The organism is Adhaeribacter sp., assembly GCF_057359045.1.
The window spans coordinates 1-17262 of the sequence record NZ_JBMQUD010000116.1; the positions used below are offsets into that span (position 1 = coordinate 1).

General features: G+C 44.5%; 12 protein-coding genes and 1 pseudogene. 10 read left to right on the forward strand and 3 right to left on the reverse strand.

Going from position 1 to position 17262, the window contains the following annotated elements:
* Positions 1-478, reverse strand: a pseudogene (locus ACO1R6_RS17345) (ergothioneine biosynthesis protein EgtB); the annotation flags it as partial.
* A 157-nt stretch (positions 479-635) separates the two neighbouring features.
* Here ACO1R6_RS17345 and ACO1R6_RS17350 point away from each other — a divergent pair.
* The gene (locus ACO1R6_RS17350; RefSeq protein ID WP_486266281.1) at positions 636-1718 is read left to right on the forward strand and encodes an o-succinylbenzoate synthase; all 1083 of its coding nucleotides are present in this window, start codon (positions 636-638) and stop codon (positions 1716-1718) included.
* Positions 1719-1740: 22 nt separating this feature from the next.
* Here ACO1R6_RS17350 and ACO1R6_RS17355 read toward each other — a convergent pair whose 3' ends face one another.
* Together ACO1R6_RS17355 and topA are read right to left on the reverse strand one after the other, a co-directional pair.
* Positions 1741-2439: an SIR2 family NAD-dependent protein deacylase gene (locus ACO1R6_RS17355; RefSeq protein WP_486266282.1), complete on the reverse strand. Its 699-nt coding sequence runs from the start codon at positions 2437-2439 to the stop codon at positions 1741-1743.
* Positions 2440-2525: 86 nt separating this feature from the next.
* Entirely contained in the window at positions 2526-4964 is a 2439-nt protein-coding gene (gene topA, locus ACO1R6_RS17360) for a type I DNA topoisomerase (protein WP_486266283.1), read from the reverse strand.
* Between the two features lie 158 nt (positions 4965-5122).
* Between topA and ACO1R6_RS17365 the strand changes: the two genes are divergently transcribed.
* The 9 genes from ACO1R6_RS17365 to ACO1R6_RS17405 all read left to right on the forward strand — a co-directional run bounded on the left by ACO1R6_RS17365 (position 5123) and on the right by ACO1R6_RS17405 (position 17157).
* A complete protein-coding gene (locus ACO1R6_RS17365) occupies positions 5123-5602 on the forward strand; it encodes a SixA phosphatase family protein (RefSeq protein ID WP_486266284.1) in 480 nt (159 codons plus the stop codon).
* 297 nt (positions 5603-5899) lie between these two features.
* Positions 5900-6646, forward strand: a complete 747-nt coding sequence (locus ACO1R6_RS17370) for a ParA family protein (protein WP_486266285.1) — start codon at positions 5900-5902, stop codon at positions 6644-6646.
* Between the two features lie 105 nt (positions 6647-6751).
* On the forward strand, positions 6752-11719 hold the full coding sequence (locus ACO1R6_RS17375; protein ID WP_486266286.1) for a HAMP domain-containing protein: 4968 nt from the start codon (positions 6752-6754) through the stop codon (positions 11717-11719).
* Between the two features lie 2 nt (positions 11720-11721).
* Positions 11722-12228 (forward strand): chemotaxis protein CheW, encoded by a 507-nt coding sequence (locus ACO1R6_RS17380; RefSeq protein WP_486266287.1) that lies wholly within the window; start codon positions 11722-11724, stop codon positions 12226-12228.
* Between the two features lie 42 nt (positions 12229-12270).
* Entirely contained in the window at positions 12271-12633 is a 363-nt protein-coding gene (locus ACO1R6_RS17385; RefSeq protein ID WP_486266288.1) for a response regulator, read from the forward strand.
* Between the two features lie 275 nt (positions 12634-12908).
* Positions 12909-14561, forward strand: a complete 1653-nt coding sequence (locus ACO1R6_RS17390) for a chemotaxis protein CheA (RefSeq protein ID WP_486266289.1) — start codon at positions 12909-12911, stop codon at positions 14559-14561.
* A 42-nt stretch (positions 14562-14603) separates the two neighbouring features.
* A complete protein-coding gene (locus ACO1R6_RS17395; protein ID WP_486266290.1) occupies positions 14604-15236 on the forward strand; it encodes a chemotaxis protein CheC in 633 nt (210 codons plus the stop codon).
* A 398-nt stretch (positions 15237-15634) separates the two neighbouring features.
* A complete protein-coding gene (locus tag ACO1R6_RS17400; RefSeq protein ID WP_486266292.1) occupies positions 15635-16744 on the forward strand; it encodes an agmatinase family protein in 1110 nt (369 codons plus the stop codon).
* Between the two features lie 77 nt (positions 16745-16821).
* Positions 16822-17157 (forward strand): phage holin family protein, encoded by a 336-nt coding sequence (locus tag ACO1R6_RS17405; RefSeq protein WP_486266293.1) that lies wholly within the window; start codon positions 16822-16824, stop codon positions 17155-17157.
* Positions 17158-17262: the final 105 nt, after the last annotated feature.

Genomic DNA, 17262 nt, shown 5'->3' on the forward strand with positions numbered 1-17262 from the left:
CGGTTATCAGCAGTTCCTGGTGTTGCTGCTCGTGCTGTAAACCCAATTCTAATACCGGCCATATTTGTTCCGTAATCAGCTCCGGAAAATCCTGGAGCAGGCGCTGCATATTATCGTTTACATACTGGGGGTACAGATATATTTCGATTAAAGGCGGCCGCGTTAAGGTGCCGCGCTGGTCGCGCATTACCCGGCTACCCACCGCATTGTAGTAAGAATTAAACAAAAAGCTGAAATGCGCATTATACACCTGGTAATGCGGTAAATAGGCACTGAGCACAAACGTCTCGAAAAACCAGCTGGTGTGGGCTAAATGCCATTTGGGCGGACTTACATCTACAATGGGTTGAACGACGGTATCTTCGGGTAATAGCGGTCGGCAAATTTTTTCGGTTTGTTCCCGGATTCTGCTAAACCGACGGCTGTATTGCTGTAACCGTTCCTGTTCCGACTGAGTTAGGGCGTGAAGTTTTTGCATATATCGTCTTATAACTTTTTTCGGGCGTAAAGGTTTAAGTAAATTTATGCTTGGGTATGTAATTGGCCTTTATATATTTGATACCTGTTTACGGCAACAAAGCCCACTTGGCTAAACTTACCTGTTTAAATTTAAAAGTTGATATTAGATAATATAAATGTCTTTTTTTCTGGCTATTAAACCCCATACGCTCAAGTTTAAATTCGATGCCCGTACATCTCGTGGGGCCATGCAACAACACCAGGTGTATTACCTGAAACTAACCAATACCCAGCAAAAGGAAATTACCGGAATTGGGGAGTGTGCGCCTTTGCCGGGTTTAAGTCCGGAGCTTACGCCGGAATATTCTAGTAACATTTCTGGAATAATCGATGAGTTAAATGCGCAGATAAAAGTAACTGATTTTGAGCGTTTTGAGCAGGTTATTTACCAGCCTAAGTTAAAAGCTTATCCGGCTTTGGTATTTGCTTTAGAAACCGCCTGGTTAGATTTTAAAGCGAGTGGCACCAAAAGAATTTTCCAGAATAGTTTTAGTAATTCTGAAGAAGGAATTCCAATAAACGGTTTGATCTGGATGGGCGATAAAACTTTTATGCAGGACCAGATAAAAGCAAAGCTTAACGCGGGCTACGCATGTTTAAAGTTAAAAATTGGTGGGCTCGATTTTGCTACCGAATTAGCCATTCTGGCGGCCATCAGGTCTGTTGCTTCGGCCCAGGAACTAACCATTCGCCTGGATGCCAATGGCGCTTTTGCGCCGGACGAAGCTTTGTTTAAGCTGGAGAAATTAGCGGCTTATGATATTCATTCTTTGGAGCAACCCATCCGGGCTGGCCAACCGGAAGCCATGCAGCAAATTTGCCAGCAATCGCCCATTCCGGTTGCCCTCGACGAAGAACTCATCTGCGTAGCACCGGACAAAAGAAAAGAATTACTCGAATATATAAAACCACCCTACATTATTCTGAAACCTACCTTATTGGGTGGGTTAGCAGCTACTGCTACATGGATAGAATTGGCCCAGAAACAAAATATTCAATGGTGGATAACTTCGGCCTTGGAATCAAATATTGGGTTAAATGCCATTAGCCAGTTTACCGCCCAGTACAAAATAGAACGGGAGCAAGGTTTAGGAACCGGGCAGCTTTACCATAATAATATTCCTGCGCCTTTAGCTATTCGGCAAGGTAAATTATTTTATGATGCGCCTTTAAGCTGGGATTTAAGTTTGCTAAAATAAACTGTTAAAATACAGCAAAATATTATTTTGTTTTATTTAAAAGTTCCTGAGCTAACGCTGGTAGTGCTACGCCGGCTTTTTCGGGAATCAGGTGTAAGTGCGGGCGCGGTTCCAGGTCGGGTATATGCGGGTCTATTACGTAAATGGCTACATTGTCGGGAACATAATGAATTAGCCCTGCCGCCGGATAAACCAAAAGCGAAGTGCCAATTACCATAAAAATATCGGCAGTTTGGGTTTCGGCAATAGCTTTTTCAATCAAGGGCACAGGTTCGCCAAACCAAACAATATTGGGTCGCAACTGCGAATTTTTCTCGCATACATCGCCCAGTTTCAATTCCCAACCTTCTATGGGGTAAACTAAATTTTCGTCGGTGGTGCTGCGGGATTGGAATAAACTCCCGTGGAGGTGAATTACATGGCTGGAGCCAGCTTTTTCGTGCAGGTTATCTACGTTTTGCGTAATAATGGTAACCTGGTATTCTTTTTCTAGTTCGGCCAGGGCGTAATGGCCGGGGTTGGGGCTGACCAGATGCGCATTTTTACGCCTTTGGTTATAGAAATCCAGCACCAGTTCCGGGTTTTTGCGCCAGCCTTCCGGCGAGGCTACGGCCATTACATCGTGCCCTTCCCACAAGCCATTGGCGTCTCTAAACGTTGCAATACCACTTTCGGCGCTAATACCGGCACCGGTTAAAACCACAATTTTTTCTTTGCGCATATTTATTTTAAATAAAAAAAGCCTTTAACTATTTCTTCTTCGGGAATGAAGAAATAAAGTTAAAGGCTGCCTTAAAATTTATTGGTTTACTTCTTTTTAGCAGTAGCAGTTTTTTTAGTTGTACCGGTAGCCGCTTTCTTGGTAGTCGTTGCTTTTTTGGTAGCAGCCGCTTTTTTAGGCGCTTCTTTGGCTGGTGATTCGGCTTTTTTCTTAAAGCCGCCGCGGGTTGGTTTATCGGGAGTTTGCTCCGCCAAAGTTAAACACTCTTCTAAAGTTAATTCGGCGGGCTCTTTCCCTTTTGGAATTTTAACGTTCTTTTTACCCACTACAATGTAAGGCCCAAATCTGCCGTTTAGCACCTGCACTTCCGGGTTTTCGGCAAAAGATTTGATGCATTTTTCAGCATCGGCTTTTCTTTTGCTTTCAATAAGCTGAATGGCTTCTTCGGCCGTAACGGTAAAAGGGTCGTACTGCTTGCCCAGGGAATAAAATTTGTTGTTGTGCTTTACAAAAGGACCAAACCGGCCAATGGCGGCGGTCATATCTTTCTCTTCGTAGGTGCCAATATTGCGGGGCAGTTTAAACAATTCCAGGGCATCTTCTAAGGTAATGCTTTCCAGAAACTGGCCTTTGCGTAAACTGGCGTATACCGGTTTTTCTTTAGTTTCTTCGTTTTCTTCGCCCAATTGCACGTAGGGCCCAAACCGGCCCAACTTGGCAAATATTTTTTTACCGCTTTGTGGGTCAATACCTAAGTCACGGGCCCCGCTTACCGCCGACCGTTCAATGTTCTGGCTAGATTCAATGGTCTCATGAAATGGTTCGTAAAAATTCTGAATCATTTTGTCCCACTGCTTTTTACCGGTAGCAATCTGGTCAAATTCTTCCTCTACTTTGGCGGTAAAAGAGTAGTCGATAATGGCCGGAAAATAATCTTCTAAAAAATCATTCACCACCATGGCCATATCGGTCGGGAATAACTTGGCTTTTTCGGCGCCGGTAATTTCCGTTTTGGTTTCGGTGGTTATTTCGTTTTGTTTTAAAGTAAGCACCTGAAACGGCCTTTCTTTACCTTCGCGGTTGTCTTTCTCTACATATCCGCGTTTTTGAATGGTAGAGATAGTAGGCGCGTAGGTAGATGGCCGACCAATGCCCATTTCCTCGAGCTTTTTAACCAAACTGGCCTCAGTATAGCGCGGCGCCGGCCGGTTATAGCGCTGGGTAGCCTGTAATCTGGTTAAAGTTAAATCCTGACCAACCGCTAAAGGCGGCAGCATACCTTTTATATCATCAGTCTGTTCGCCTTCGTCTTTAGATTCGATATAAACTTTCAGAAAACCATCAAACGTTACTACTTCGCCGGTGGCAATTAATTTAGCGGCAGGCAAGGTAGAAATACCAATGGTAGCGGTGGTTTTTTCTATTTCGGCATCGGCCATCTGGGAAGCAATTGCGCGCTTCCAGATTAGTTCGTACAATCGTTGTTCGCTCCGGTCGGTGCTTGCTTCTTTGGCGTTAAAATCGGTTGGCCGAATGGCTTCGTGGGCCTCCTGCGCGGAGTTGGATTTGGTCCGGTACTGCCGGGTTTTACTGTATCTTTCGCCAAAAGCGCGGGTAATTTCGGTGGCCGCTCCATTTATGGCATCTTGCGATAAATTAGTGGAGTCGGTACGCATGTAAGAAATTTTACCTGCTTCGTACAGTTTTTGGGCCACCGTCATGGTTTGGGCCACCGAGTAGCCTAATTTACGGCTGGCTTCCTGCTGTAAGGTAGAGGTAGTAAATGGTGCGGCGGGGCTTCGCTTCAGCGGCTTCTTTTCCAGGTTTTCAATGCTAAAAACAGCGTTGCGGCAACTTTCGAGAAACGACTGGGCTTCGGGCTGGGTTTTGAAACGCGTAGGTAACTCGGCTTCCAGGGTTTTGCCGTTTAAATCAAAATAGGCCACTACCTTGTAGGCTGCTTCTGCTTTAAATTTTTCAATTTCCCTTTCCCGCTCTACTACCAAACGCACCGCCACTGACTGCACCCGGCCCGCCGATAAACCGGTTTTGATTTTTTTCCAGAGAATCGGCGAAAGCTCAAAACCAACCAACCGGTCGAGCACCCGGCGGGCTTGCTGGGCATTAACCCGGTTTATATCTATTTGTCGTGGCGATTCTATGGCATTTAAAATGGCATTTTTAGTTATTTCCCGAAAAACAATCCGGCGGGTTTTGGCATCGTTCAGGTTTAAAGCTTCTGATAAATGCCAAGAAATAGCCTCTCCTTCGCGGTCATCGTCGGATGCGAGCCATACCGTTTCGGCCTCCTTCGCTAATTTTTTTAGCTGTGTAATTATTTCTTTCTTATCTGCCGAAACGACGTAAGTGGGTTTAAAGCCATTTTTAATATCAATAGCGTTATTATCTTTAGGTAAATCCCGCACGTGGCCAAAGCTAGACTTGACCACAAAATCTTTACCTAAATACCCTTCAATTGTTTTGGCTTTAGCCGGCGACTCAACAATAACTAAATTCTTAACCATTCTTTTTAAATAAAATTCCGACCCATCCAGCCATTTTTTTTCAAAGATGAATAAATTTTTTTTAATAAAACAACTCGTAAGCGGTGCTTAAAGTTCTATATGGGCAAAACAAGGAAACTTTTTTTTTATATCTCGTATAAGAAACGTTATTTTAATTTATGCCGAAACACCTCTTTTTATGCCGTCATGCCCATACCCGGGAGGCAACCCACCCGCAAAAAGATTTTGAACGAACCTTAACCCAAGCTGGTTTAGCCGAAGCAGACCAAGCGGGCGCTTTTATCGCGGCATTTAACCTACAACCCGATTTATTTATTTGTAGCGCTGCCGTTCGTACGCGCCAAACTGCCGAAATAATAGCCCGGAAGATTAATTTTGACCCGCAAAATATTAACGTTTCGCCGGAGTTATACTTGACTACGGCAACCGAACTCCGGCAAACCCTTACCCAATTGCCGCAACATGTAAACGTGGTTATACTTATGGGGCACAACCCGGCCGTATCGGAGGTAGCCAGCCAACTTATCAATAATCATAGGCGGCAATTGCCTACGGGCGGCTGTTGCTATTTTACCTTTGCCGAAGATGAGTGGCTTGGCCTGGAATGGGCCGATATAAACTTTAAACTAAGTTTTTAATCTCATAGGTCTTAAAGAGATTTTAACACGAGTTTTTACTGCCCAGGCTAAATATTAAGCATTGAAGCCACCTAAAATAATTAGCATATAAATATTTATAAGCTGGTTTTCAGAAGATTAAAATGCCAGATTATTATATAAAAAAATAATTGTCTAATATTAAAACTAAATAATGGAAACAGGTATTGAACGGCATGTTTATTATGCTAATATTTGTAGTCTAATAAATAAATATTCCCTGATACCACTCCAATTCCAGTTTAAAATTTTAATATTTCGGAATAACTCTTTCTAAGTATGGCGGCAAAAATAGTTTCGGTGATCAATCAGAAAGGTGGCACCGGTAAAACTACTACTACTATAAATTTAGGAAGTGCTTTAAGTAAAAAAGGAAAAAAGATATTACTCATCGATCTGGACCCGCAGGCCAACCTTTCTTACTCTTTAGGCATTGAAGAGCCTGCGTATACGCTCGCCGATGTGTTTTCGGGAAATAAAAACCTGGCCGATGTGCTGGTGCACCAGGGAAATTTAAGTGTAGCACCCGGTTCTAACGAACTGGTTGATATTGAAATCTCGCTGGTTTCGCAACCGCACCGCGAAGCCTTCTTAAAAAATATTCTGGCGGGCTTAAAAGGCTACGATTATGTCTTAATTGATTGTCCGCCTTCTTTGTCTACTTTAACGGTAAATGCCTTAACCGCTTCCGACGAAGTAGTCATTCCTTTGCAAATGGAGGTTTTAACGTTGCAAGGGCTAAGCCAGATTTTAAATACCATAAACCAGGTACGTACCGCATTTAATGCTAAACTTAAAGTTAAAGGCATTGTTGTAGTTATGTTTGATAAACGACGAAAGCTCAGTACCGAAATTGAAGAATACCTGGTGCAAAATGTATCTGAAAGGATATTTAAAACGCGTATTCGGTTAAATGTAAAACTAGCCGAGGCACCTTCTTTTGGCAAAAGTGTGCTGGATTATGATCCGGGTTCTAATGGCGCCCACGATTACCTGGCGCTTGCCGATGAGTTTTTAAAAAAATAACAGGTTGAATGGGGTTAAGGCCAAAACTTAATAATTAAATAAACCCTGTTGAGCTAAAATAATTTGTAATTTCCTCCTAAGAATAAATATTATAGTGCTAAGCGTATGGCTTTAGGAAAAAACATGAGGTTGAGTAAAGATAAACTGATTTCGAAACCAGAAAATACCGAAGCACCGGTTAATCCGGAAAATTCGGCTGGGCCTGCTCCGGAAACTACTCCGGCTCCGGCAGAACCAGCAGCCGCTCCCCGGCCAGCAGCCCGGAAAAACGGCACCCGGGCAAAAGCCCAGCCGGCGGGCGCTACCGTTAGCGAATCAGTAACAGCAGAAGAGGCAAGCGATAATATTTTGGTATCTGCGAATGGTGCACCCGTACCCGTTGAACATATTTCGGGAAATGGGGTAGCCAGTACGGACCCCCAGTACATGAACGAACAGTTAAACCGGGTTTTATTTGCGCTAGATGCTTTTAAAAAAGGAGATATTTCGGTTCGGTTAACAAAACAGAACAACGATATTTTTGCCGACATCGCCGAAGCATACAACTCCATGGTGGAAATGATTGGCGGAGTAGGCGGCGAAGTTTCCCGGATTTCAAAAGTAGCTGGTGTAGAAGGTAACCTTAAAGCACGGGCTTCCGCCGAAAACGCTTCCGGTTTCTGGAAAGACATGATCAACAACATCAACGGTCTGGTAGATTCGATTGCGGTACCGGTTTTGGAGGTAGGCAAAGTACTTAAGAATATTTCACGCGGCAACCTCGACGAAAGCTTCCAGATTCCGGTTTCCGGCGATTTTAAAGTAATGGCCGAAACCATTAACCGCACCATTGATAACCTGAATATTTTTGCGAATGAGGTAACACGGGTTGCTTTGGAAGTAGGTACCGAAGGTAAATTGGGCGGCCAAGCCAACGTGCCGAACGTAGCCGGGGTTTGGAAAGACTTAACCGACAATGTAAACTCGATGGCGGGTAACTTAACCAGCCAGGTGCGCGATATTGCCAATGTAGCTACTGCCGTAGCCCGCGGCGACTTAAGCCAGAAAATTACCGTAGATGTGCGCGGCGAATTATTGCAACTAAAAGAGAACATCAACCAAATGGTGGACTCTTTAAATATATTTGGTGCCGAGGTAACGCGGGTTGCGCGGGAGGTAGGTACCGAAGGTAAACTGGGCGGCCAGGCCCGTGTGCCCAATGTGGGAGGTACCTGGAAAGAACTGACCGACAATGTAAATACCATGGCCAGTAACCTTACCAGCCAGGTACGCGATATTGCCAACGTATCTACGGCGGTTGCCAAAGGCGATTTGCGCCAGAAAATTACCGTAAATGTAAAAGGCGAATTGCTGGAGTTAAAGGAGAACATCAACCAAATGGTAGATTCCCTAAACGTGTTTGCCGATGAGGTAACGCGGGTGGCTAAAGAAGTAGGTACCGAAGGCAAACTGGGCGGCCAGGCCAATGTGCCCAAAGTAGCGGGGGTTTGGAAAGAATTAACCGATAACGTAAACTCGATGGCGGGTAACTTAACCAGCCAGGTGCGCGATATTGCCAATGTAGCTACTGCCGTAGCCAAAGGCGATTTACGCCAGAAGATTACGGTAGATGTGCAGGGCGAAATGCTGGAGCTGAAAAATATTCTGAACCAGATGGTCGACTCGTTAAATATTTTTGCCGATGAGGTAACGCGGGTAGCCGGTGAAGTAGGAACCGAAGGTAAACTGGGCGGCCAGGCGAACGTGCCGAACGTAGCCGGCGTTTGGAAAGACTTAACCGATAACGTAAATCTGATGGCGGGTAACCTGACTAGCCAGGTACGTGATATTGCTAACGTTGCTACTGCCGTAGCCAAAGGCGATCTGAGTCAGAAAATTACGGTTGATGTAAAAGGCGAACTCCTCCAACTAAAGGAAAGCATCAACCAAATGGTGGACTCGCTGAATATATTTGCCGGTGAGGTTGCCCGGGTAGCCTTAGAGGTAGGAGCAGAAGGAATTCTGGGCGGACAAGCCAAAGTGCCGAACGTAGCCGGGGTTTGGAAAAACCTGACCGATAACGTAAACTATATGGCGGGTAACTTAACCAGCCAGGTACGCGATATTGCCAATGTAGCTACTGCCGTAGCCAAAGGCGATTTGAGCCAGAAAATGACCGTAAATGTAAAAGGCGAAATTCTGGAACTCAAAAATATTCTGAACCAGATGGTAGACTCCCTGAACGTATTTGCCGGTGAGGTAACCCGGGTAGCGCAGGAAGTAGGCTCCGAAGGTAAACTGGGCGGCCAGGCCAAAGTACCGAACGTAGCCGGGGTTTGGAAAGAACTAACTGATAACGTAAACTCCATGGCGGGTAACTTAACCAGCCAGGTACGCGATATTGCCAACGTATCTACCGCCGTAGCCAAAGGCGACTTAACCCAGAAAGTTACGGTTGATGTAAAAGGCGAGTTCCTGGAACTAAAAGAGAACATCAACCAGATGGTGGATTCGCTAAATATATTTGCCGGTGAGGTAACGCGGGTAGCGCAGGAAGTAGGCTCCGAAGGTATTTTGGGTGGTCAGGCGGCGGTGCCGAATGTAGCCGGGGTTTGGAAAAACCTAACCGATAACGTAAACTCGATGGCTGGTAACTTAACCAGCCAGGTGCGCGATATTGCCAACGTAGCTACCGCCGTAGCCAAAGGCGACTTAAGCCAGAAAATGACCGTAAATGTAAAAGGCGAAATTCTGGAGCTGAAAAATATTCTGAACCAGATGGTCGACTCGCTAAATATTTTTGCCGATGAGGTAACGCGGGTAGCCGGTGAGGTAGGTACCGAAGGTAAACTGGGCGGACAGGCGAACGTGCCGAACGTAGCGGGGGTTTGGAAAAACTTAACCGATAACGTTAACCTGATGGCCGGCAACTTAACCAGCCAGGTACGCGATATTGCCAACGTTTCTACTGCTGTAGCCCGCGGCGACTTAAGCCAGAAAATTACCGTAGATGTACGCGGCGAATTATTGCAATTAAAAGAGAACATCAACCAAATGGTGGACTCTTTAAATATATTCTCCGACGAAGTAACGCGGGTTGCCCGCGAAGTAGGCTCGGAAGGTAAACTGGGCGGCCAGGCCAACGTGCCCAAAGTACGGGGTATCTGGAAAGACCTGACCGACAACGTAAATACCATGGCCAGTAACCTGACGCTCCAAGTGCGGGATATTGCCAATGTAGCTACGGCGGTTGCCCGCGGCGACTTAAGCCAGAAAATGACCGTGGATGTGAAAGGCGAAATTCTGGAACTCAAAAACATCATGAACCAGATGGTGGATTCCCTGAATATATTTGCCGGTGAAGTAACGCGGGTAGCGCAGGAAGTAGGCTCCGAAGGTAAATTGGGCGGCCAGGCGGGCGTACCAAACGTAGCGGGTGTTTGGAAAGACTTAACCGATAACGTAAACCGGATGGCCTCTAACTTAACCATGCAGGTACGGGGTATTGTAAAAGTAGTTACTGCAGTATCTAAAGGCGACCTTACCCAAAAACTTACCTTAGAAACCAAAGGCGAAATGGCCGAACTGGCCGAAACCATTAACAACATGGTGGACGACTTGAACCGGTTGGCTGGAGAGGTTAGCCGGGTAGCCCGGGTAGCCGGGGTAGAAGGCAAATTAACCGAAAGGGCCACCGTAAATGGTGTAAGCGGTTCCTGGAAAGAATTGGTAGATACCCTCAACGACTTGTTAGAATCAATTGTATCGCCGGTATTGGAAGTATCCCGGATTGTACGGGCTATTTCGGAAGGAGATCTCACCCAAAAAGTTGAAATTCATACGGCTGGCGATATTCTGGCCATGGCCAATGCGCTTAACTTAGCCGTGGATAACTTAAATTCCTTACTCGGCGAAATAAACGACAGCTCTTTGGTAGTGGGGAGCTCTTCGGAAGAAATGGCCGCCAAAGGTTTGGAAATGAGCCGGGTAACGGTAGATGTGGCTATTTCGATGCAGCAGATGGCAGAAGGGGCCCAGAACCAGGCCTTAAAAACCGATCAGGCCTTTAAGCTGATTGAAGAAATCATGAAGGCAACCAAAGAAACTGGTAACAAAGCTGACGTGGTGAACAAATCGGCGATTATGGGGGAAGAAACTTCGCAACTGGGTTTAAAAACAGTGGCCGAAGTGGTAAAGAACATGGAAGAAATTTCGACGGCGGCAGCTTTAACGGCCAAAACCATCGAGGTATTAAGTACCCGTTCGCAGGAAATCTCAAAATCGTTAGGCGTAATAACCGATATTGCGGCTCAAACCAACTTGCTGGCCTTAAATGCGGCCATTGAAGCGGCTCGTGCCGGTGAAGCCGGTCGTGGTTTTGCAGTAGTAGCCGAAGAAATCCGGAAACTGGCCGAAGGCTCCCGGAAATCGGCCAGCGAAATTGCCACACTGGTAGAAGATGTTAAAAAAGACACCTCATCGGCCGCTGCGGCTATTTCTACCATGGAGGGCCGGGTATCAAAAGGTAAAAATGCCACTTTCGAAGCATCCGGAGCCTTTAAAAATATTGCCACTTCCAGCGGCGAAACGCTACGCACCTCACAAGATATTTTAACGGCTACCGAAGTACAGAAAGCGTCTATTTCGGATGTTGTTAAGTACGTAGAAGAAGTAGTAGCCATTGCCGAACAAACGGCCAACAGTACCCAGCAAGTGGCGGGTACCGCCAAGCAATTATCGGGTTCTATGCAGGAACTCACCGCTTCTAGTCAGCAACTGAACGATATTGCCGAAGATTTGCAAGTGGCTATATCGGCGTTTAAACTGATAAATGGCACGTATATTCCGCACGGCCGGCCTATGCGCCGTATGGGTTTCCCGGTAAATACCCGCGATAATAACCCCGGCTACAACAATGCCCGGTACCAGGATTCTTACAACCGTTTATCAGATTACCAAAACTATTTGGCCGCTCCGGAAAATTCCCGGAATATGGGTCGGATAAAAAACGAGCCTGGTAAAGAAAACCCTTCTGTACCGGCCGAAGAACCCAAAAAGCCGGTAACCCGCAAAGCTACCCCAAAAGGTAAATAATAATGGAGCAGGAGGAGATTAGGAATAAACGCGACCTGAAGATTGAGCCCAGCGTACACTTAATTGTTTTTGTGCTGGGCGAAGAAGAATACGCCATAAGGATAGAGCAGGTAAAAGAGGTTACTTTAACACCCGAAATTACCCGCATGCCCAAAACGCCATCTTTTATTAAAGGCGTGGCCAATATCCGGGGCGATATTATTGCAATTATGGACCTGGAAGAGCGTTTTAAAATTTCTGCAGTCCGTAAAGAAAAGGAAGCCTATAAAAATACCTATACCCTGGTTTTAGATACCGGCGATTTTACGATTGGCTTAATTGTAAAAGAAGTGCCGCAATCACTAACCATACCGGTTTCCCAAATCGATAAAACTCCGTCTTTTATTCAGGATATGAATATAAACGAAAACTTTATTGAAGGCATTGGTAAAATAAACGGCCGCTTAATTATTGTTTTAGACATTTTACGTATTCTTACCAGCGACGAGCTGCAACAACTAAAAACCTGACCATACAGTTAGGCGAATGTATTTTTAATATTATTGACTTCTATGAAAAAAAGAATATTAATTGTTGATGATTCCTTTTACATGCGTACCATGCTCAAAAACATGTTAACCGATGCCGGTTACGAGGTAGTAGGAGAAGCGCCTAACGGCCAGACCGCGCTGCAAATGGCCAAAGAAACCAATCCGGATTTAGTTACCCTGGACGTAATTTTACCCGATAATACCGGCCTGGATGTTTTAAAAGGAATTAAGAAAGACCAACCCGACATGAAAATTATTATTGTTAGCGCGGTTGGGCAGGAAGTAATTGTAAGCGAAGCCATTGAAAACGGCGCTTTGGCTTACATTGTAAAACCATTTTCCGAAGACAAAGTGCTTGAAGTGGTAGGTAAAGCACTGGAATAATTTCCGTTTACTAAATTATAACCGCAAAACAGGCCGGAAGCTATGTTGCTGGTTATCAGGCATGGCGCTGATATTTAATCTTTAAAATACCTGCTTTTATTAAGTTCTGGTTACTTTTTACCGCTAGGCATTTTTACTTTTTAAATATTCGGTTGGGTACATGTACCTGGCCTTACGGCCGCTTTGTAATACAACTACTATCAATTTATTATTTACCAGAATACCCCCCGCGGTTTGCCTGCAAAAAGGCTTAACGGGCTTTCCGCAAAACCAGAATGAAGTCGAGAGAACAAGAGTATAAAGAAATATTTATTGCCGAGGCACTGGAGTATTACGATGCTTTAAACCGGCACATCAGCGATCTGGAAAAGAACCCGGAAAGTGATGTGCTTTTGGCCGAAATATTTCGCTTGCTTCATAATTTAAAAGCCAATGCCAAAGCCATTGGGTACATCCAGATTTCGGAGGTATCGCATAAACTGGAGGCGGCGTTTGATTTAATCCGGAACCACGAAATGGCGTTTGCCGATGAAGCGGTAACCGTATTGTTCGACGGCATTGATATGTTGGGCGAAATGATCTCTAATGTAGATCAGGCCGAACTGCAGGTACCCGACGAAGACATTATGCGTAACCTGGATGTAATTGTCCAGCGCGCTACCGGCGAAAAGAGCCCGACCCAAAAAGGTACCGAACTGGCTAAAGGCACGCGGTACCTGAATGCAAAAAATATTCAGCTTTCGGATTTGATTTATATCCAAATTAAAAAGCTGGATCACATGCTAAACCTGGTGGGCGAGCTGATTATTGACCGGGACCGCATTATTTCAATTAGCAAAGAACTAAACCACCCCGATTTAAGTGCCGTAAGTTCGCACTTATACCGGCTAACCGAAGATTTGCAGTTTAGCGTTATGGATGCGCGGCTGGTAACCATTGGTTCTTTGTTTAATAAATTTCCCCGCATTGTCCGCGATATTGCCGTGGCCGAAAAAAAGGAAATTCACCTGGATATTAGCGGACAGGACATTCAGATTGACCGCAATATTTTACAGATTATCACCGATTCGTTGCTGCACATTATGCGTAACGCTATTTCGCATGGTATTGAGGCCGCCGATGTACGGGAGGCGGCCGGAAAACCGCGGGCCGGTAATGTAAGTCTATCGGCGCAAAGCGACCGCGACATGGTGCAGATTAGGCTAAGCGACGACGGCAAAGGCATTGACCTGAATGATGTGCGCCGGGGAATTGTGCAAAAAGGTTTTTTAACTGCCGATGCAGCCAGGGAATTGCGCGACACAGAAGCTTTGTCGTACATATTTGAGCCCGGCTTTTCGCTAGCCAAACAAATTACCGAGGTATCGGGCCGGGGCGTAGGGCTGGATGTGGTAAAAAATGCCATCGATACCATTGGCGGACGCATACGTGTAAATTCCGAAAAAGGAAAAGGCACTACTTTTATATTGCACCTGCCCACCTCCATTGCGGTTAAAGGGGCCTTGCTTTTTGAAGTAGACGAAAATTTTTATGCCATTCCGCTCATGCATACCGACTCGGTGGTGGCCATTGACAAAGATGAGATCCACGAGATCGGGGGCTTATTGGTAGCGGATATTAAAAACGAAACCATCAGTGTTATTTACCTGGCCGAATTTTTATCGGCAGATGAAAGCCGGATGGAACTGGGTAGCAAAGCCCGCTTAAAAGGAATAGTACAAAATATTATTATTGTTACTTACAACAACCGGAAACTAGGGTTAATAGTAGATAGATTGTACCGGCAACAGGATATTGTTATCAAGCCATTAAACAGGCCCGTTGATACCATTGAAATATACGGCGGCGTAACGTTATTGGGCACCGGTAAGGTTTGTCTGGTATTTGATGTGCCGGCTTTAACCCGGTATTTTCTGAATAAAAAATGATTTATGGTGTAGAGGCTTTTTTTCTACCTTAAATAGTTGTACATGGAACTGCAGATAAGCGAACTGGAAAAAGACATAATTAAAGAGATTTTGAATATCGGGCTGGCTCGGGCCGCCGATTCATTTGCCTCTATTTCCCGCGACCGGGTCTTGTTACGGGTGCCCAGCATGGAACTCATAACTGCCGACGAAGTAATGCAAACTTTGGCCCGTTTTGAAATAACCCACGAAATCTTTCAGTCCGATATCAAAGGCGATTTTAACGGGACCACCCTCATGATTTTTTCCGTTAAGCACATTCAAAAGCTTTCGGAAGTTTGCTTAAACATGTCGCCGCCGTTTGAGCCGGAGTTAAATGTAATGCAGGAATCTTTGCTGCTGGAAATAAGTAATATTATTACGGGTGCCTTTGTAACCCAGCTCGCTAATATTTTAAAGGCCAATATTTACGGATCGCCGCCTTCGCACCCCGCCAAAGGCTCGCTGCCGGGCTCATTAGACCATATTTTTTCGAACAATCCATTTTTTCAGCCTATTGTTTTTACAGTAGTTACCCATTTCACCAATTTCGAAGAAATGGTAGAATTGCCTTTGTTTCTCTTTTTCGATACGGCTACTATCAGCAAAATCTTAGAAATTATTAGGTCGTACAATTTTTATGAGTTAAATAATTAACCTACAAGCCAGTTAGTTAAGCTTTAGTACTTAAGCGCATTTTAATCATTATCTCTTTTAGGCTATAAGCGTTATTATAACGGTTTGCCTTGGTGTGTCTCTAAATAATATGCTACTGGGGTTAGATAATCTTATTGTTTGTCCTGCCCGAAATCTTTAACCCAAGATAGCTTCTTTATAAGGGTGGTTTCTGCCCGGCAATTTGCCTCTCTTTTATTTTCTGCTTACTAATAACTACAATTTACAAATGCCGTTTAATCAAGTTTTAGATGCGCTGTGTTAATTAAGTAGAAGAATATTCTTAATATTAATTTTAACCTATATTTATAGCTTTATTTAACTGCGGCGATTCTTTGGTTTAACTATTTACCGGGGTCGCTTGCCCTAAATTTCCCACAATGACTGACTCCTTTGATTTTGCGGAAAGCAAAAAAAGAAAAATCCAGGAATTTGACCCGAGCGCGGTCGGCAATGTTTCGGCGGGTATTTATAGTTTACCGTTTACTCCCCAGGAGGCCGAAGTAATCTTAATTCCGGTGCCTTGGGAAGTAACGGTATCGTACAACGCAGGTACGGCACTTGGTCCGCAAGCCATTAAAGAAGCTTCTTACCAAATCGATTTATTTGATCCGGCCATTGAAAATGTTTGGCACTTGGGCATTGCCATGGAAGATATTTCGGAAGAGTGGCTGGTAGCAAGTACTACTTTAAGGCAAAAAGCAACGCCATACATTAAATACTTAGAAGGCGGCGGCGAAGACCTAACCCCCGAAACCATACATGCCGTAACCGACCAGATTAATGCCCAATCGGCAGAACTATTAAACTGGCTAAAAGACAAGGCTACCAGCTACTTGCAACAAGGTAAAATGGTGGGTGTAGTTGGCGGCGACCACAGTTCGCCGTTGGGATTACTCCATGCCTTAGCAGCGCAACACGAAGAATTTGGCATTTTGCAGTTCGATGCCCACGCCGATTTACGCGAGGCTTACGAAGGCTTTACGCATTCGCATGCTTCTATCATGTACAATGCGTTAAAATTAAAATCTGTAAAAAAGCTGGTACAAGTAGGAATCCGGGATATGGCCCAATCCGAAGCCGAATTGGTCAGTTCGTCTAATGGCCGTGTAATTACGTTTTATGATGCCTTGTTAAAAGAAGGTTTGTACGAAGGCGATACCTGGAAAAAACAATGCCGCAAAATTATTGCGCAATTACCGCAAAAAGTTTACATAAGTTTTGATATCGATGGCCTGGACCCTAAATTATGCCCGGGTACCGGTACCCCGGTGGCCGGTGGCTTAGAGTTAGAAGAAGCCATTTATTTAATAAAAGCGCTGGTGCGGTCGGGGCGGCAAATTATTGGTTTTGATTTATGCGAAGTGGCACCCGGTACTACTGACTGGAACGGTAACGTAGGGGCCCGCCTTTTGTTTAAATTATGTAATTGGATGGCCGTTTCTCAAAATAAATTAGTAGCGGCTGGTTATAATCCTACAGAAGCATAGCCGCCTTTTTATGGTTTGCGTATAGTTTATCTTAAATATATGTAATTAAAAATCAATAAAATATTAAAAACAAAGCTATGGGATTTATTATAAAACTACTCGTTACCGCGGTAGCGGCAGCCATTACAGCTTATATTTTACCCGGAGTATCTATCGATGGATTATCCGATGCTCTTTTATTAGCCTTGGTGCTTGCCATATTAAATGCCATTGTGCGTCCTATTCTGGTGGTATTAACCATTCCGGTTACTGTACTTACCTTGGGTTTATTTTTACTCGTAATCAACGCACTTATAATTTTACTGGCCGATTATTTCTTAGGTGGTTTTGCCGTAAATGGTTTTATATGGGCCTTAATATTTAGTTTAATATTATCGGTAATTACCGGCATTATAGATATGATAATTGGTTAATCAAATATTTAGTTTAAAGCAGAAAAGCCCGTATATACGGGCTTTTCTGCTTTAAACTAAATATTTGATTAACCAATTATCATATCTATAATGCCGGTAATTACC